Source organism: Mucilaginibacter sediminis, assembly GCF_051903035.1.
In the GTDB taxonomy this organism is placed as follows: Bacteria; Bacteroidota; Bacteroidia; order Sphingobacteriales; family Sphingobacteriaceae; genus Mucilaginibacter.
Map to the genome: position 1 here is coordinate 3,918,577 of NZ_CP170602.1, position 19,188 is coordinate 3,937,764.

The 19,188-nt window shown below is 43.5% G+C and carries 11 protein-coding genes; 6 read left to right on the forward strand and 5 right to left on the reverse strand.

Features of this window, described 5'->3' with window-relative positions; translation table 11 throughout:
- Positions 1-307: 307 nt before the first annotated feature.
- From ACFGVS_RS15975 to ACFGVS_RS15985, 3 genes are read left to right on the forward strand one after another with little or no spacing between them, the layout of a single operon-like run.
- Entirely contained in the window at positions 308-1,576 is a 1,269-nt protein-coding gene (locus tag ACFGVS_RS15975; protein ID WP_439694696.1) for a glycoside hydrolase family 2 TIM barrel-domain containing protein, read from the forward strand.
- Positions 1,573-4,560 carry a glycosyltransferase family 2 protein gene (locus tag ACFGVS_RS15980; RefSeq protein WP_439694697.1) on the forward strand — a complete coding sequence of 996 codons (2,988 nt, stop codon included), beginning with the start codon at positions 1,573-1,575 and terminating at the stop codon, positions 4,558-4,560. The genes ACFGVS_RS15975 and ACFGVS_RS15980 overlap by 4 nt, the downstream gene beginning before the upstream one ends.
- Before the next feature lie 5 nt (positions 4,561-4,565).
- Positions 4,566-6,254 (forward strand): hypothetical protein, encoded by a 1,689-nt coding sequence (locus ACFGVS_RS15985; RefSeq protein WP_439694698.1) that lies wholly within the window; start codon positions 4,566-4,568, stop codon positions 6,252-6,254.
- Positions 6,255-6,443: 189 nt separating this feature from the next.
- Here the strand turns inward: ACFGVS_RS15985 and ACFGVS_RS15990 are convergent, their stop codons facing one another.
- The 3 genes from ACFGVS_RS15990 to ACFGVS_RS16000 form a co-directional block, all read right to left on the reverse strand.
- Positions 6,444-6,833 carry a nuclear transport factor 2 family protein gene (locus ACFGVS_RS15990; RefSeq protein WP_439694699.1) on the reverse strand — a complete coding sequence of 130 codons (390 nt, stop codon included), beginning with the start codon at positions 6,831-6,833 and terminating at the stop codon, positions 6,444-6,446.
- A gap of 67 nt (positions 6,834-6,900) precedes the next feature.
- Positions 6,901-7,740 (reverse strand): MBL fold metallo-hydrolase, encoded by an 840-nt coding sequence (locus ACFGVS_RS15995; protein ID WP_439694700.1) that lies wholly within the window; start codon positions 7,738-7,740, stop codon positions 6,901-6,903.
- A gap of 132 nt (positions 7,741-7,872) precedes the next feature.
- Positions 7,873-8,454 (reverse strand): Crp/Fnr family transcriptional regulator, encoded by a 582-nt coding sequence (locus tag ACFGVS_RS16000; RefSeq protein WP_274211506.1) that lies wholly within the window; start codon positions 8,452-8,454, stop codon positions 7,873-7,875.
- Between the two features lie 509 nt (positions 8,455-8,963).
- On the opposite strand from ACFGVS_RS16000, the gene ACFGVS_RS16005 reads away from it, so the two are divergent.
- Together ACFGVS_RS16005 and ACFGVS_RS16010 are read left to right on the forward strand one after the other, a co-directional pair.
- Positions 8,964-11,894, forward strand: a complete 2,931-nt coding sequence (locus ACFGVS_RS16005; protein WP_439694701.1) for an ATP-binding protein — start codon at positions 8,964-8,966, stop codon at positions 11,892-11,894.
- A gap of 302 nt (positions 11,895-12,196) precedes the next feature.
- Entirely contained in the window at positions 12,197-13,858 is a 1,662-nt protein-coding gene (locus ACFGVS_RS16010) for a glycoside hydrolase family 28 protein (RefSeq protein ID WP_439694702.1), read from the forward strand.
- Positions 13,859-13,897: 39 nt separating this feature from the next.
- Here the strand turns inward: ACFGVS_RS16010 and ACFGVS_RS16015 are convergent, their stop codons facing one another.
- Positions 13,898-14,356, reverse strand: a complete 459-nt coding sequence (locus ACFGVS_RS16015; protein WP_090643912.1) for an SRPBCC family protein — start codon at positions 14,354-14,356, stop codon at positions 13,898-13,900.
- Positions 14,337-14,678, reverse strand: a complete 342-nt coding sequence (locus ACFGVS_RS16020; RefSeq protein WP_090642197.1) for an ArsR/SmtB family transcription factor — start codon at positions 14,676-14,678, stop codon at positions 14,337-14,339. Before ACFGVS_RS16020 ends, ACFGVS_RS16015 begins: the two co-directional genes overlap by 20 nt.
- 1,455 nt (positions 14,679-16,133) lie before the next feature.
- On the opposite strand from ACFGVS_RS16020, the gene ACFGVS_RS16025 reads away from it, so the two are divergent.
- Positions 16,134-19,163: a ligand-binding sensor domain-containing protein gene (locus ACFGVS_RS16025; protein ID WP_439694703.1), complete on the forward strand. Its 3,030-nt coding sequence runs from the start codon at positions 16,134-16,136 to the stop codon at positions 19,161-19,163.
- The last annotated feature ends 25 nt before the right edge of the window (positions 19,164-19,188 follow it).

Below are 19,188 nucleotides of genomic sequence, written 5' to 3' on the forward strand. Positions count from 1 at the left end.
TGGATGAAAACCGGGTGATTTATTTCGGAATAACCACTTAGCGGGCGCCTTGTTTAAATCAAAAATTGGTTGTTGTATTAAACCAGCCAGTATTTAGTTTTTGTAACCATTAGCCCGGCAAAACCCAATCACAACATAAAACGTTTAAATCCCGTAAAAAGCTGTATGTTTAGTTTCAAAAATATAACGTCTAAAATCAACCTTAATCACTAACCAAAACTCTATTTTTAAGCGAATTGGCCTAAAATTTATGATATTTTACTCTTTCAGATTAGTCGTCATTCATTTAATTTTAATATCCTGTTTTTTGTCCTTTGGCTGTAATAAAGCGCAACCCGTTAATAACGCCGGTAAAACAGTTTACATTAAAAATGAAAACGGCAAGTATACTTTATACCGCCAAGGCCAACCTTTTTTGGTAAAAGGGGCGGCTGGCTATACCAATCTTAAACGTTTAAAAGAAGCAGGCGGCAATACCATAAGGGTTTGGGATACTGTGAACCTGGCTAATATTTTAGACTCGGCACAGGCAAACAATTTAGCGGTAATAGTGGGCTTGCCCATGCCCCCAAGCCTCCGGATGGATGAGTTTTACAATACCCCGCAGGCTGCAGTTTTTACGAAAGAAATTACCGCTGTAATTAATAAATATAAAAACCACCCTGCCCTTTTATGCTGGTGCCTGGGTAACGAGCTCACATTCCCCTTGAGGCCCCGGTTTAACAGGTTTTATACTGTTTTTAACAACCTGATTGATATCATTCACCAGAACGACCCACAGCACCCCGTAACTACAACGGTTATGACCTTTCAAAAACAAAACATCTTTAATATAAGGTATCGTACCAATATTGATTTCATCTCTTTCAATATTTTTGGCTCGATACAAACCTTAAAGCAGGATCTGCAGGATTTTAAATGGCTTTGGAGCGGGCCGTTTTTAATAGCCGAATGGTCTATCGAAGGGCCCTGGGTAGCTGCCAAGCAAAATGCATGGGGCGCCTATGTAGAAGATGCCAGCACAAAAAAAGCCGAGCAATATTTAGCCACCTACCGTAACTATATGCCGGTGAATGATCCAAGGTTTTTAGGTTCGATGGTTTTTTACTGGGGCCAAAAACAGGAGCTTACACCAACCTGGTTTAGCTTTTTTGACGAGCATGGCACCCAAACCGAAGCAGTTGATGTGATGCAGTATTTATGGACGGGTAAAAAGCCCCCCGCTAAGGCACCGGATGTAAAATATATGCTGTTGAACGATAAAGGCGGGCACGATAACATTTTGTTGGGCCCCGGAGCCACAAGTTATGCTAAGGTTTATATGAATGGAACGGATACCGCTAAACTGAGATATAAATGGCAGCTGCTTGCCGAGGATTGGTTTAAGCCAAATGGTATTTTTAGCGAAAAACCGCCCAAAGATATCAAAGGTTCATTTATTGAAAATACCGGCCGGACGGTAAAGTTTAAAACGCCTGTTAATGAGGGGCCGTACCGTTTATACGTGTACGTTTATAATAATAACGGTTATTTTGCAACTGCGAATACGCCTTTTTACGTGCTGAATAATCCATGAATAGTAGTAACATAAAACCACCTTCAAAAAAACAGTTAGTTAATTTAAGGCTGATGATAGTGATAGGGCTGGCCTGCATGTTTTTTTTCATGTATAGCTTACTCCAAACATCTGTTATTGGTTATAAGCCACTTTACTGGCTGCTTATTGTAACTTTTGTTTACACCTTTTTTAAAGTAATTTATGAATGGTACCACTATTGGTCAATCAGGGTGCCGGCTACACCACCCGCAACCAGGCAATATACGGTAGATATTTTTACAACATTTTGCGCCGGCGAACCTTACGAAATGATTTTGGAAACCCTTACTGCTATCCAAAATATAACTTATCCCCATGAAACCTATTTATGCGATGAAGCCAACGACCCGTACCTGAAGGAGGTTTGTGCGCAACTCGGAGTACACCATGTTACCCGTGTAAAAAAAACGAATGCCAAGGCAGGTAATATCAACAATGCTTTGGCGCAATCATCCGGCGAATTGTGCCTGGTGCTTGACCCTGACCACGTACCTTTCCCGGAATTCCTTGATCCCATCGTATCTCATTTCGATAATCCAGAAATAGGGTATGTGCAGGTAGTACAGGCATATTACAACCAACATATTGGCTGGATAGCAAAGGGTGCGGCACAACAAACCTACCATTTTTACGGCCCCATGATGATGTGTATGAACAGCTATGGTACCGTACAGGCTATTGGCGCCAACTGTACCTTCAGGCGTACCGCGCTGGAATCAATTGGCGGGCATGCTGCAGGGCTGGCCGAAGATATGCATACCGCTATGCAGCTGCACGCCAAACAATGGAAATCTGTTTACGTGCCGCAGGTACTGGCCCGCGGCCTGGTGCCTGCCACATTATCGGCCTATTACAAGCAGCAAATAAAATGGTCGCGCGGGGTGTTTGAGCTTTTGGTTACTTCCTACGTTAAGCTGTTTACAAAGTTTACCTGGCGGCAAAAAATCCATTACGGATTGTTGCCACTTTTCTATTTATCTGGCTTTATTTTCCTGATCAATTTTTTGATCCCGGTATTATCGCTGTTCATGAATGTGTACCCGCTGAAAATAGATTTTTCGGATTTTTTGGTTATCAGCGTCCCGTTTATTACCTCAGTTGTTTTAATACGACATTTTGTGCAGGAATGGGTAATGGAGGATAACGAAAGGGGATTTCATGCAGTTGGCGGACTTTTACTTATTGGAACCTGGTGGATTTTTATATTGGGTTTTGTTTATACCATTATTCGTAAAAATGTGCCGTATATTCCTACTCCAAAGGATGTAAAAGATGAGAAAAATCTAAAAAACAACCTGCCCAACATCGTGGTGATGGTGGTTTCATTGGCGGCTATTACCTACGGGCTTTATACCGACTGGAGCCCTTTTACCTTTTTCATGTCGGCGATTGCTTTGCTTAATTGCATGTTTATGGTATTTATGCTTATTGCCAGTTCTGAGCTCAAGCTGCAAATGTATTTGGGCAATCATAGCACCATGTTCAATATAGCAAGTAACCTAAAAACAGGCAAAAAATATTTTTGGTTACTAAGAAGGAAGGTATATACCGGGGTAAGAAAAGTTAGCTTGATACTCACAGTACTTGTTATTTGCATAAGCATTTATGTTTCAAACGAGAATGCAGACAATGCGGCAGATAATGGCGGTGCCGGCTACGGAGGACTGCACAACGGCGAAAACTCCATTATAAAAAATAGCAGCACCGATACTGCGGGCCTATGGCAAATTGTTAATCAAAACAAATTATATGCGCCGGTAGCCAGGCCTGCACTGTTACCTGCTGATAGCGCTAACACTGAAAAGGGCGGGCTTGCTCAAGTTAAAAACTTGTTGTTAAACCCGCATTTTTTCACAGACGTTAAGGGTGTTATTTATACTAAAGGACACTATTGGTATAAAAACATATCGCCACTCACAAAAAAAATAATCGTCGATGATTTTGAAGAAATACATAAGGCCGGCATAAACACTGTAAAGATATACGGGCCTAATATTTACGATCGCTCTACTTTTGATGCCGCCGCGCAGCAGGGGCTTAAAATTCATTACGGTTTTTGGATACCCGATGCCCAGAACTTTATTGATGATACCAATAATTTAAATGACATAGCCAGGCTTATTTTAAAAACGGTAAACAAAAATAAAGATAACGCCAGCATTACCGCCTGGAATTTGAGCAATAGCAGCTATCAGCAGTTAAACCGGTTTTATCGCGCACCCCAATTATATTATGCGCAATACCACTATATTAAGTGGCTAAAGCAATTAGTTGCCAACATAAAGCATGCCGATCCGGCCAGGCCCGTAACTTTTGATGTGTTATCGGTACCGGCATTGGCCGCAACTGTAAATTTACTGCACGCGCAAATACCGGCTATAGATGCCTTTGGACTTATTATAGACGATAAGAGATCGTTAAAATACGTTACCGCCGGTATTGGCGCCCCATACTTTATCAGCAATGCCAATCCAAAAAGTTTAAAAGATGTTATATGGCCGCGGGGAGGCATTTTTTATGCCAGCTGGCAGGATCAGCAAAGTGGCTCAATTACCACTTTTGATGGCTTAAAAGATGTATGGGGCCGTAATAAACCCTATGTTCATCAAATAAGTACAACCTGGCATGGTACCGAACCTGTTAATAATTTGCCGCCTGTAAGGATTTTGAAACCTGCTTTAACAACCAATGCCGGCGCATCATTGCCTTACAGCGCATTGATATACGCTTATAATAAATGGAATATTGCTGCCTATTTAAAAACCGACCTGCGTTTTGAATGGTACCTGGTTAAAATTGATGCACTTGGTACCGCCACAAACATGAATAAGGTTGGCGAAGGCGCCATTGTGTATGTTAATATACCGCCAAACAGCAACAGTTACCGTTTATACATGATAGCGGTAAGCGGCAATAATGTTAATGACGATTATGTTACGTTAAATACGCCACTTAAAAATTAACAACCTTGAAAAGTACCCGTTCAAAACGTTATTTATTTATTGGTTTGGGCATTGTATTGCTTGTTGCGGCCCTTTGGCTGCTTAACCCCTGGTACCGGTCGTATTATCTTAATATTTATTACCCGGCAGACGATCGTTTGGTTGCCGTTTTCAACGCTAACAACGCAGGCAGCGATTCACAACCGGCTAACGTAGCATCATATAAGGCTGTTTGGCGAAATACCGCGCAGTGGACAGACAAAGGCGACATTGACAAGGAACTGGCAAAGCACGATGTAATGTTAACTGTAGAAACCTGGCTATCAGGCGTAAACTATAATACCAACGTTTTAACAGAACTTAAAAAAGGGAAATTTGATAGCCAGATAATTAAATTAGCCTCTATAATTTCAAGGGCACCGCACCAGGCATACATCCGCTGGAATCCCGATATGGAAGTACCTACCAATTTTTATCCCTGGCAATACCAATCACCCGCATCATACATTACCTCGTTTAATTACTTCGCAAAAAAGCTAAAGCAATACGCACCCAAAGCTAAGGTGGTGTGGGCCCCATCCGGATACCCCGGTGATACTGAATACTGGCCCGGAAATAAATACGTTGATTATGTAAGCATCACCCTTGGTAGCCCATCCGAATACAGCGTTAATTATTATCCGCTTGCCAAAACGCCACAGGAAATGATAAGGCAAAAGCTGCACCGCCTTCGGTTTATTAATAAGCCCGTATTAATGGTGGATGCGTGGAATATTACAAAGGGGGCTTTTCAGCCGTCATGGCTGGCCGAAGAGAAGGCATACATTAACAAATACCGCCAAACGGTATACTCCGATAGTAATTATACCGATAGCTGCAAAGCCAAACCGATCAGAAAAGTGCTGCAGGTTGGTGTGTTTGACCCGAATAAACGATTGCTTAATCAAAAAGCTATTAGTGTAGAGCATTTATTTACCGATTTGGGCGAAGTAGAACGTGGCGATTTTGGAAAGAAATTTTTGGAGGTTACCGGCAGGCACCATGACGTTATTGTTACTATGGAGCCCTGGAAAGATGCTGCCCACAAAGCCGATACCCTTACATTGGAGAGGATATTGAACGGCACATTTGACCAGCAGATTAAAAAATTATTCGGCATTATTTCGGCAACCAGGCAAACAGTGTATTTGCGGTGGATGCACGAAATGGAGATTCCGATTCACCGTTATGCATGGCAAAGTCAGGACCCGGTTACCTACATTGCCGCCTACCGCTATTTTATGCAGTTTAACGGCGGCCCAGGCAAAAATGTAAAAAAAGTTTGGGGCCCCGCGGGCGACAGAGGCTCGGCTGATTTTTGGCCTGGCAGCGATGTAGTTGATTATATAAGCATTGCCATTTATGGCCTGCCTGATAAAAACATCACCGATCCGGATAAGCAGGAAGCATTCAGCACCATATTCAACCGCAAATATTTCAGGATGAGATTTTTGGATAAACCCTTATTTATAACCGAGTTTGGCGTTAAAGGCCCGGAAAGTTTTCAGGACCAGTGGCTTGCCAATGCCGCCAAAACAATAAATGCCAACCCGCATATTTTTGGTGTATGTTACTTTAACTTATATGATAACCCTAAAGCCTGGGGCAGCATTAAAGCGCCCGACTGGAGTATGACACCCAAATCGATGGCTAAATTTTGCAGCCAGTTAAAATAGTAATGTGAATCGGATATCTATGTAAGCCGCCAGGTTTAGGCTATGATCAAAGTAATTGGCTGGTGATACCATGGTGTACTCTGCCAAAATAACTGTTGTATCCGGATATTTTATGGAGGCTTTTTCGGCCGCCTTAGGTGTAAGTTACCGGCCGGCATTACCAGGGTTGGATAACCGTGAATGGTTAGTTTACCTCATGGCATTGTTTACAGGCTGGCTGTCTACAAACTGTTCAAAGCCCGTAATTTTTCCATCTTTTAATTTCCAAACATGGGCTACCCTTGCTTCAAAGTATTTTCCGGTAGTTTTGTACGTGCCGGTATAAGTGCCGTAGGCAACAACCTTATCCTCGCCGGCCACGTAATCTTCGGGCGTAAACTTATAATCCACCCATTCGCTTCCTAAACGGCTGAAAACGTTTTTTTCAACACTGGCCAAACCAATATATGTTCCGGCATAGGGAAAGCCTTTGGCTTCTGTCCACGCAAGGTTTTCTGCTACGTACATAGCTAAATTTCTTCCATTCTCTTTTGAAGTTTTGCCTTCATAAGTGCTTTTTATAATTTCCAGATTGGTCATTTTATGTTTGCTTAAAAACAGCCTGGCGATGCTTTTGGCACCGCCAGGCTAAATGTGAATACTGATTTTACCATTTCATTTCGCCGGTGTTTACTTTCGCGCCTATTTGCAAGGCAATGTCGAAAGTAAGGGCAGGATATTTGGCTTTTAAAGCGGCAATTAATGTTTCGGAAGTTTTGTTGGTTTTTAAAGCTTCTTCATACACCTGGATATAGCTTTTGGTGTGCTGCACAGCGCTCAGGTCAAACGCACTTTCAGATTTAGCGTGGGCCGGAACTACAATAACCGGCTGTAGCGCTTCAATTTTATCTAAAACATTTATCCATTGTTTACGGGCATCGGCTGTTTGCGCATCGGCCATCCAAAGATGGAAAGTTGTTCCAAATACGTTGATGCCCCCCACAACCGCTTTGGCCGACGGGATCCAGACAAAGGTTTTGGAAGGAAATTCTTCCAGTCCGATAATTTCTAATTTCTCACCTTCCAGTTCGATGCTGTTGCCTTTTAATACCTGTGGCAAAACAACGTTGGATGTAATGCCTTTGCCCAGCCGCTCGCCCCACACTTCTAATTTTTTTTGTGCTGTAGCTTTAATATGCTCAACCGTTGCAGCCGCTGCATAAACGGTAACTTCGGGAAAATACTTTTTGAATACTTCCAGGCCAAAGTAAAAATCAGGATCGCCATTGGAAACATAAATAGTTGTTAGTTTTTTACCTGATTTTTTGATTTCGCCGGCTACTTTTTCGGCATCTTCCAATGTAAATTGCGCATCAATCAAAACAGCGTCTGTTTTTCCTGATACGATGACTGATGCTACCCCAAAACTGTTTTCTGATGCATTATATACCTCGAGTTTAAAATTGCCTGTTTCAATAGTTTTGAAACTTTGTGCTTGTACGTCCATTTTGAATGAAATTAAGATTGTTAAGAATATTACAGAAAGAATGTGTTTCATTTTATCGTTTTAATAATGCTGTAAAGATGCTATCATCCACAGCTCAAAAACATTGAACAAGTTCAATAAATGAAATACGGCTTATTTCTTACCGGCAATTTTCCGTCTTATTTTACTCAAAAATTCGTGGCTGATGCCCAGGTAGGCAGCTATTTGCAGGTTAGAAAGGCGCTGGTACAGGCCCGGATATTTTTCGATAAAGTCAAGATAAAGCTGGTCGGCGGTTTTACCCAGGTTGTCAATCATTCTGCGTTGTAAGGCAACATGTGTTTTTTGGGTCATCACCCTGAACAGCTTCTCTATTTTAGGCAAATTTATGTAGGCAAATTCCTTATCCTTTTTAGAAATTAAAAGCACTTCACTATCCTCCAGCGCCTCAATATAAAGTTGAGATGGTAAACCATTGGTGAAGCTATCAATATCTGTTATCCACCAATCTTCCATTGCAAAATATAGTATTTGTTCGAAGCCATTTTTATCAATATGATAAACGCGAAAAAGCCCTTTCACAACAAAGCCTTCAAATTTGCAAACTTCGCCCCCACGTAATAAAAAGCTTTTCTTTTTGATGGTTTTATGTTGAAACAAATCACAGAACGACTCCATTTCGGCATCCGAAAACGAGATGTGTGTGTTTATATTTTTCTTTAGAAGGGTTGTCATCACATGTTGGCTTAATATTCCTTAAAGTCATGTTAAACAGCAAACTACTGTTTAAATTAACCCGCAGATAAAAATGTGCGGTTAAAGATAAAGCTATCTTACTTACTTTATTGAACCAAATCTGTGCGAAGGCCTGCTATTTTAAGCTAAGATAAGCCAGTAACAGGTTATATTGCCTGATCTTTTTCATTGGAAGCAATAAATAAATATTAATATTTATTGTGCGGCAATTCAAACAATGTCCATACCTGGTTAATAAATTATTACATACAAAATTAACATGCCTACACCTCCTGCCGGGGACGCTGGAATTATCACATTAAACATGATTGATTAAACAAAAGGCTGTGACACTGGCAGTACAATAAAAACACCACAGAAAGGGCATGGTAAAAAAAATAACTACCAGTTAAACCAGCCTGTTTATAAAATGCCTTTGATTCCCGGCCCGAAAGTATTATTTTTGAGTGATAAGAATTATTTCTCATTTTCTGCCTATTATCGGAAATATGTTTTTAAACAAGCCTTTATGGCGCACCCTGCTGTGGTGTATGTTGCTGTGCGCCGCTAACGGGGCATACGGGCAGGATACTGTGGTAATACGCGGCAGCAGTTTTGGAACATTACACGAAGTATCCCTTCGCGATTCCCTATGGTTTTTTCATGCCGGAGAGTTGCCCCAGGGGAAACGGTCCTTAAACAGCACCAACGGCTGGAATGCGTTGCACTATACTGCTTTCGGAAAATCTGATCCACCACCTGGGTGGCAGGGGCTTGGCTGGTTTGGCCTGTGGCTAAAAGTTGACACAAACCTGGTGGGCAAAAAACTCTCCTTCCGCATCAATCACGATGGGGCATCTGAAATATTTATCGACGGAAAACAAGTAGGGGGCTATGGTAAGGTTGGCCATTCGGCGCAGCAAATGGAAGCTATACGCGCCCCAAGAGACCTTATCCCGCTGTGGTTCAATGACACACGCCCCCATCTCATCACCATGCATTACTCCAATTATTTTGGCGTTTACGCCAACTTTTTGGGGTTTGAGGCTTTGATAGGCGACTATGAACCGTTTTCAAAACACATTACCCACAGCAGACAACTTTTTAGCTTTGTGCCCATGTGCGCGGCTGCCGAAATTATATTGGGCGTTTTACATTTTTTGTTGTTCCTTTTTTATCCCAGGCAAAAACTAAATTTATACTATGCACTTTTTGTGCTATTGGTGGGTATTAACAGCATATGTATTTACTTGTTTTATTTTACAAGTTTTCCGTTAGTGCAGTATTATGCCGACTTTTTAACACAAGAATGCAAAGTTTTGATGATGTGGGGGGCCGTGATGCTACTTTATGTGCTGGATTATGGCCGGGTACCACGTTGGCGTGTGGTTGCATTAACCGGCGTGAACATGCTTTATTTCATAGGGTACTTTTTAAATTATTTTATTTTACGGGCCAATGTACACGACGATTATTTTTCTGTGGTTTTCTTTGTTTGCATCATGGATGGTTTTTGGTCTGCATTCCATCTAATCAAAAAAAAGCAGCGGGGTGTATGGCTTATCGCTACAGGCGTGGTAGCAGTTGTACTGGTTTACTTTTTTGCCTGGGCCGATGTGTTTCATCTATGGACCTATGAACTCAATTCTGTACGGGTGTTTGTAATGAGCATAGGCCAATTGATTCTGCCACTTTGCCTGTCGCTTTACCTGGCGCTTGATTTTGCCCGCACCAACCAAAACCTGGCAGCTAAACTGGCCGAAGTAGAAAAGCTATCTGCCCAGGCGCTTGCACAGGAAACCGAAAAAAGAGAACGAATAGCAGCTGAAGCTAAACGGCTTGAGGAAATTGTGCAACAACGTACAGCCGAACTTAGCGAAAAGGCTGATAAGCTGCGGGAAATGGATGTAGTTAAATCCCGTTTTTTTACCAATATAACCCATGAGTTTAAAACACCGCTAACACTTATTATCAATCCGGCCAATGAGCTGCTATCTGTCGCCACCGGCACGGATGCCACAAAATACATACGGCTCATCCTGAGTAACGCCGCGCGGTTGCTCCGGCTTATCAATCAATTGCTTGACCTGAGTAAGCTGGAAAGCGGCTTAATGGAAGTGAGCAGGGAACCATTAGATTTTGTGGCCCTTATCAGGATGCATATACACTCATACGAATCATTGGTTGTGCAAAAAGGGATCAGGCTGCATTTTGCATCAGACTGGGATAAGCTTTGGATACCGGGCGACCGCGACAAGCTGGATAAAATTATCCTCAATATACTTTCAAATGCCATCAAGTTTACCGACAATGGCCGGGTAGAAGTATTGCTGCAAAAAGATACCGGTGCGCCTGGTAATGTTTTGAGCATAACTGTAAGGGATACCGGGCGCGGCATTCCTGCTTCAAAACTGCCGTACATTTTTAGCCGGTTTTACCAGGCCGATCCTTCAGATACCAGATCGGCAGAAGGTACGGGCATAGGGTTGGCCGTAGCTAAGGAGCTGGTAGAATTGATGGGAGGCCAGATAAGGGCAGAAAGCATGGAAGGGCTGTTTACAGAAATTAATATCCGCATGCCCTACCAGGTTGCCGAAGCCGGCGGGAGCCCGCTGGCAGAAACCGTGTACAGTGAAGCATTATATTCCACCAATGCGGACGACAGCGCTCTGCCGGTTGTCGACACCGACAAACCACTGGTACTGCTCATCGAAGATCATGATGAGCTGAGGGAATTTATGCAGCAATCGCTTACCGGTAAATACCGGGTTATAAGCGCGGCCGACGGGGATGCAGGCATTGCCTTAGCATTGGAGCACATCCCCAACCTTGTTATTACCGATTTGATGATGCCCCGGAAAGATGGTTACCAGGTGAGCGCCACACTCAAAAAAGATGAAAAAACCAGCCATATACCCATCATCATCCTCACAGCGAAAGCTGATATGGACAGTAAGGTGCAGGGTATCGAAACCGGTGCGGATGCCTACCTGGGCAAACCTTTTGATAAACGCGAATTATTTGCCCTTATAGAAAACCTGATCAACGTGCGCAACCAATTGCGCGAACACTATAGCAGCCGCGACCTCTGGTTTAGCGATGTACTATCGATGCCCTCAATTGAGCAGGACTTTATCGCCCGGGTACGCAACGCGGTAGAAAGCCACCTGGATGAGGAGGGCTACAGCGCCGACCAACTTGCCCGCGACATAGGCCTCAGCCGCACACAGCTGCATCGCAAATTAAAGGGCCTTATCGGCCAGGCGCCTGGCGAACTGATCCGTATTATTCGCCTTCAATACGCACATAATCTTCTCCTGCGCCGCGTTGCCACCGTATCTGAGGTGGCTTATATGGTTGGCTTCAGCAGCCCGGCCAGTTTTTCGGCCAGTTTTTCCCGTCACTTCGGTTTTGCGCCCAAAACTGTGGGGGTAATGTAATTACCGCAGGTTGTCGGCCGGCAATTTGCAACAAACTCGATAGCATTTGCAACGCACACTAATATACTTTGCCAGTTTTCGCTATTTAAGGCTTCACTCCTAAAAATGCCCCCCAATATATTGCCCGGCAGTAAAAAAATACGGCCCGCCTTAATTATGACAATCGGGATTATTGTTTAGCCAAAACAGGTTAATATCCCCATCAAAATAAACCTAATTTTGATTTTGGCCGATACCTTAATAACCAATTATAGCAAGTTAAACAGGCCTGGGAAACATTTTATTTTATTACCTGATAACCAATGGAACCTCACGACGATAATTTTTCAAGGCGCAACTGGTTAAAAACAGTTACCAAAGCATCTGCAGGCGCCGGCATGATTGCCGCCACGCCTTCATTTTTACACGCACAGCCTGCAAACATCCAAAAAGCCGATCCGCTGTTGGGTACGCGCATTTATAACATCATTGATTATGGCGCCAAAGGCGATGGTGTAACACTTAATACCAAAGCGCTGCAGGCAGCCGTTGATACCTGTAATAAAGACCAGGGCGGCACCGTGCTGGTGCCTGCCGGGGTGTTTGTTATCGGCACGGTTGAGCTGAAAAGCAATGTTACCCTCCATATAGCCGCACAGGGTAAATTACTGGGCAGTGCCGATGGTAAACAATACTACGCCGCCCAGGCCATCCCACTTACCGGCGATACCACATTAAATGATGGCAATGTAGGCTTGTTATTTGCCGTAAAGGCCGAAAACATTCGCGTTGAAGGCCCAGGCACTATTGACGGGCAGGGCGCGCAGTTCCGTAGCCCCACAAAGGGTGCGCCATCGCCGGCCGGCATCAGCGGCAATCACCGCCCCTATCACCTGCTTTTTTACCAATGCCTAAATCTTATCGTTAATGATATATACCTGAAAGACTGTGCCTACCACTCTGTACGCATTATTCAAAGCAGTTATGTAAAGCTCGATGGCATCCACATCCGTGGCCGGGTAATCCATAATAACGATGGCTTTCATTTCATCAGCTGTCAATATGTTCATATGGTTAATTGCGATGTGCAATCGCAGGATGATGCCTGCGCGTTGTTTGGCAGTTGCAGGTTTATAACCATTACCAATTGTACGTTTAGCACGCGCTGGTCGGTTTTTCGTTTTGGCGGCGGGATTGCCGAAAATATTACCATCTCTAACTGCATCATTTTAGAAGCTTACGGCTGCCCTATAAAAATGCGTTGCGAACGGCACTCGCGGATGGAAAACATCTCGTTCTCCAACCTGGTGATGCATAAGGTAACGGGCCCTATATCAATCGGTATGGGCTCGGTAAATGATCCGGGAACTGCCCGTAATATATCCTTCAATGGCATTCATGCCAATGTGGTTGTCCCAGTGCAACTTGCTGATGCCGAATTTACCAGCAACTATCACCCCGGCGAAATCAAATCATGTATAGCCATCAACGGCGCCGAAGGCTTTTTGCTCGAAAATATCAGCTTTAACGATGTTCATATCACCTTTGCCGGAGGGGGAACTGCAGAAGACGCGGCCGTACGCGATGTACCTAAAAACGCGGGCGAATATTATGCCGACGGAGTTTTTCCGGCTTATGGTTTATATGCCCGTTATGCCAAAGGCCTTACACTAAATAATGTAAGGTTTGAAGTTGCCACGCCCGAATTGAGGCCCGCCCTTGTTTTTGACCAGGTAACAGATGCAGCAATAAACGGCCTCAGCGCGCAGGGCAATAAAGACGCCGAATCGGTACTGCGGATGATTAACGCGCAGGATGTTTTACTAACCGCGACGCGTGTACTTAGCCCGGCAGCCGTTTTTATGCGCGTTGAAGGCGCCGCCTGCAGCAATATCAAAATTGACGGCGGCGATATTTCAAAAGCCGGCAGCCCCTTATCCTTCGCGGCCGGGGCTACCAAAAATGCAGTAAAAATGCGCGATTAGCCTTTTTTTAAGGTGTTTCGCCACAGGCTACGTTTAAAACTAACTTATACCTTTTACGTATTGGTTTAGCTTTTCTATATTTTGCTTTAATCCTTCATCGGCTTTAAAGGTTTTTACCACCTGTATAAATTGCTCGTGCGTTTCAAACAGCATATGCCAGCTCAGGTATGTTTGGTCGCCCTGTGCCTCAAATTCAATAGTGGCAACAAACTTTGGGCTGCTAATATGCTCATATACAATTTTTTTGAGCGGCACTACCTCCTTAAATATGCTTTTGTTTTTATAATCTGTTCCGTCGGGGCCATGCATTACCAGGTCCCATTCGCCGCCGGGTTCAACATCCATTTTACTTATGGTGTTGGTAAAGCCATCGGGGCCCCACCATTGGGCAATATGTTCGGGCTGGGTCCATACCTCCCATACCAGTTCAACCGGGGCATCCAATGTGCGTGTCAAGCGTAATTCGCGGTCGGCAGTGTTACTTGTTGTGTTTTCCATTTCGTTCGTTTTTTAATTGTACTACATAGTTTTCAAGGTTATCTAATTTACTTTCCCAATGCTGGCGGTACTGGTCTACCCAGGCCGATACCTCGCTGAGCTGATCGAGCCGGGCTTCGCAAAACCTGTCGCGCCCTTGCTGCTTAACATTAATGAGGCCGCAATCGGCCAGGATCTGGATATGCAACGATATAGCCTGGCGCGTAACATCAAAGTTTGCGGCTATAGTGTTCACATTATGCGGCTGCGTAGCAATCATGTTAATTATCGCTCTTCGGGTGGGGTCGGCTATGGCCTGGTAAACGTCTCGTCTGGTTTTCATGATTTGCAAGTAAGTGCTTGCAAATATAAACGCAAGCATTTACTTGCGCAAATGTTTTTTTAAATTAGATTTGAGATGTTAGATATGAGATTTGAGACCCCCGAACAGCGGAAATCTGCGGGCAGCGGCCTGAAAACACATGCCATTGCTAACTGTGCATAACCACCTCGCAAATCATTTTTTACTTTTGAATTTTAACTTTTAACTTGATCATGGCGTACGCCGCCGGTAGAAGCGGCGCCAGGCTATCCACTCATACGCCTGCAGGCATTACGCTCATTGGCCGGTACCCGTTTCTATCCTTTACGCGAACTGCAGGTATACAAAAACACCCGGATGAAATTAAACAGCCGGGAGTTGCGATTGTCTATATGTCTAATTCAGGTGACTTAACTGTCGCCTTGCTACTGCCTTCATCGGGATGCGTTAAAAAAGTTATCCCTCGTTCCTTTGGATCATTAGATAAAACCCTAACAACAAAAACAGAAACGAGAACAACATGTACAATAGGACCATACGATTTCCCTTTTTCACATTCTCTTTCGGCTCTTTCTTGTATTCCTCTATTATTGACTTATACCTCTTACCTCTTATAAATAAAAGATAGCCGACAACCATTAACGAGAAGAATATAAGCCCTCCCGCGATTCCCCCACCTTGGAGCAGCAACGTAGCCCCAAACAGCCCGTAGGCAACAAAGAGCGCTGAATAAAAGTTGACGCCAATCAACAACGATAATAGTAGAACAGCGAACCCTTTGGCAACCATACCGTTTCCCAAGGAAACCTGCGATCTGTAAACTCGATAGTAAATATATTCCAGCGTATGTTTCATTGTGTCATTCTATTTTTCCATACGCCGCTGCCGCAAGGCTCCAGCCTTGTGGCCCACAGGCTAAGTATACGCCATTTCTTTAGGACAATCAACAATGTTTGTTATTTAACCTTAAGCTCTTGTATTACTCTTTTGCTCCGTTTAAAAATACAAAATCCCAGATGAAACGAACATCCGGGATTTGCATATTCATTACTTAGCACGGTGTTTACTTATCAGCGTGCCACAAGGCTGGAGGCGGCAAAAAACACTTGTGGTAGCTTGCCAGATTCCAATAGCGGTAGACTACTGACAACCGGGAAGATATAAGCATCAAACGATACCTTGTTTTTATTGCCTGATCGGGGTCAAATGATCCCGGTACCAAAGGGACTTGTATTGGCCAACAACAGCACAAATATTTGGATGCTTCTAATTTGACCGATCAATTTAGTGTTAACCATGTTAAAATACAAATAATTGATTATTAAGTATTTAAAAAAAATATATTTGAAATATGTTAAGTTATGTTAACCCTATTAGCTGCGTTTGCCCTGACGGTACCAGGCTGTTTGTATGTTAAAATATTTTTTAGCCAGGCAAACAATTAGCTGAATACCATATCTTTAACTATCTCGAAAAATGTACCGGAAATTCATTCTACTTTTACTGCTGAATGGTGTGCTGCTTGTCGTGCACGCACAAAAGCTGGATAAAATCCGGCCGGCTTATATTTCTGTAAAAGATGGTTTGCCTGATGCCACTATCAATACAATTTGCCAGGACGATGATGGCTTTTTATGGCTGGGCACCAACTACGGCTTAAGCCGGTATGACGGGGTTGAGTTTAAAAATTTTCATCATTCCAGAGCAACAAGCTCGCTGCCGGGCAATAATATCATTTCCGTACAAAAATTCCCCGGGCACCGGTTACTGGTAGCCACATCAACCGGCTTATGCATGTTTAATACCATGGCCAATACATTTAAAAACCTGCTGGTGCCGGCTTCGGCAAAAATGTTCCCTTTCGAAAATAATTTCTATATCGTATCGGTAGATAAGCAAAATAATATATGGGCGGCCTCGCAAACGGGACTTTATAAACTTGATCAAAACCTTAACATACTTCAATTTATCAAAGGGCCTAATGACCAGGGAGCAACCTGGGTTATGTTCGTAGAAAGCATCCACGCCCTACCCAACGGGAGCGTTCTTTTCAGATTGGTGAAGGGTAAAAAAATTCAATATCATATTTATACTCCCACAAGCAATAAAATTATTCCGTTAAACCAGTTAAAGGGGTATCCCCTATCGGTGATAGATAGTTTAAATGTCAGGGATATCGCATTTGATAAAAACGGAAATCTGTGGTTTGTGAAACACATGGTTGATAGTGTTTTCTTTTTGAATTCCATATCCGGCCAGGTAACGGCCTCAACTTTCAATCATTTGCCCGGAAAAGGCCAGATATATTATAACACGCACATCAACCTGCTAAACAATGGGCTTGCAACTTGTACCCTAAGCGATGGCGGGCTGGCGTACTGGAACACTGATACACCGGCCATTGGGCATAGCGGCTTTAAAAGCGGCATATTATTACCCAAACAACATGTGTTTTGCACGTTGTTTGATACCGAAGGCAACCTTTGGGTGGGCACCAACAATGGTTTGTATAAGTTTACGCTGATAGCCAACGGGGTTTCTACAACTGAGCTGCCGGCATATAACGCCGAAGATCAGCGGGGGATAGATCTATCGGGCACTTTTGTGGTTAAGGACCATATTTTTTTAACCACCACCGGTGGCGGGGTATTTTACACCAATCAGATCAATTCGCCATGGAAGGAAATATTAATGGGGGAAACTGCCGGCGTAAATGATACCTGGAATATCAGGGCTGCGGGCAGGGATAAATTTTGGATAGGTACGCAAAGAGGTATATATGAATGGAAAAAAGGCCAGGCCGTGCCCCGGCCGGTAAATGTGCCATTGATTGGAAAATGCCCCGTGGTAACCCAATTTACCGACAAAGAAAACTTACTTTGGATGGGCCTTGGCGAAGGTAATGGTCTTGCCGCTTATAATTTAACCAATAATAGGCTGCAGCTTTATTCAAAAAAGGATAAAAACAATCCACTGCCCATCAGGTTCCCTGTTTGTATTGCCGAGGATGAATTTGGCGACCTGTGGATGGGCGGTACCGAAGGCCGCGGGCTGGTAAAATGGAGTCGTGCTAATCATAAATTTGTGCTGTTCCCCACGGCTTATAATACCGATTTTGATAATGGCGTTATCAACGCCATTTATGCAGATGGCAGGGGTAAAATATGGATGGGCACTAATGCGGGCCTGGTGAAATTTGACATCAGCAGCCAAAAATTTAAAAAGGTTGATATGCCCGAAGCCCTATCATCAAACACCGTTTACAGCCTTGCTGCCGACAATAAAAGCCGCCTATGGATTGGCACTAAAAACGGGTTAAACTGCATGGAGCCTGGCACCGGTCACTTTTTTTTATTTGGTGGCTATTACCCATCGTCAGAAGATCCCGTGTTAAGCGTAAAGTACGACAGCACCGTAAATAAGGTGTATTTTAATACCGCACATATATTTTACTGCGCAATACCAAACCAATTGCTGCGGCCGCGCCGTGCCACGGGCGTATTAATTACCGCTGTAACTTCATCGGGCAATAATTTAAATCCGGCCCAAAGCATTAGCCTGCCGGCAAACGACAATAATATCAGTATTGCTTTTAGCGCGGTTAACCTGGTTGACGGCATGCAGAACCGATATTATTACCGGCTTAATAACTTGAGCAAAAATTGGATCTCGGTAGGTCGAACCCGGCAAATATCGTTTTCAAACCTGCTATCGGGCAATTACACTTTCAGGGTTAAAGCACAAATGGCAGATGGTACAATGAGTACAAACCAGGCCACTCTGCTTTTTTCGGTGCAAACTCCTTATTATAAAAGTTGGTGGTTTATCGTTTTAGCAATCATAACCGCCGGCGGCATTATTTATTTCATCTACCTTAACCGCATCAGGCAGCTATTGCGGGTTCAGGCTATCCGCAATAGTATCGCCACAGATTTACATGACGACATCGGCTCAACACTCAGCAACATCAATATACTTACCGAACTCAGCAACGCCAACCTATCGGCACCAGAACAAGCCCGGCGATTTTTGAAGCGGATAACCGAAGAAGTAAATACATCCAACCAATCATTAGATGATATTGTGTGGAGTATAAACACCCTAAATGACAGCTATGAGCAAACCGTGGCGCGGATGAAAAGATACACCGCCGAATTGTTTGAAGGTGCAAACATTGCCTATCATTTCCATTTTGACGAAAAGATAGCCCACAAAAAGCTGCACATGGAAAAAAGAAAAGATATTTACCTGGTATTTAAAGAGGCGGTAAACAACATTTACAAACACGCCGCCGCAACGTATGTCGACATTAGCCTGCAAACCAACCAAAACCATTTGCAAATGATTATTAAAGACAATGGCAAAGGCTTTGATACAACACAGCCTACGGCACGTAACGGTATAAAAAACATGAAAATAAGATTAGCAAAGTGGAAAGGGAGTATTTCAATTTTGTCGGCCAGCAATGAAGGTACTTTACTTACCATTATAATACCCCTGCTTTAATCACTCAAAAGAGTGATAGCCCTGT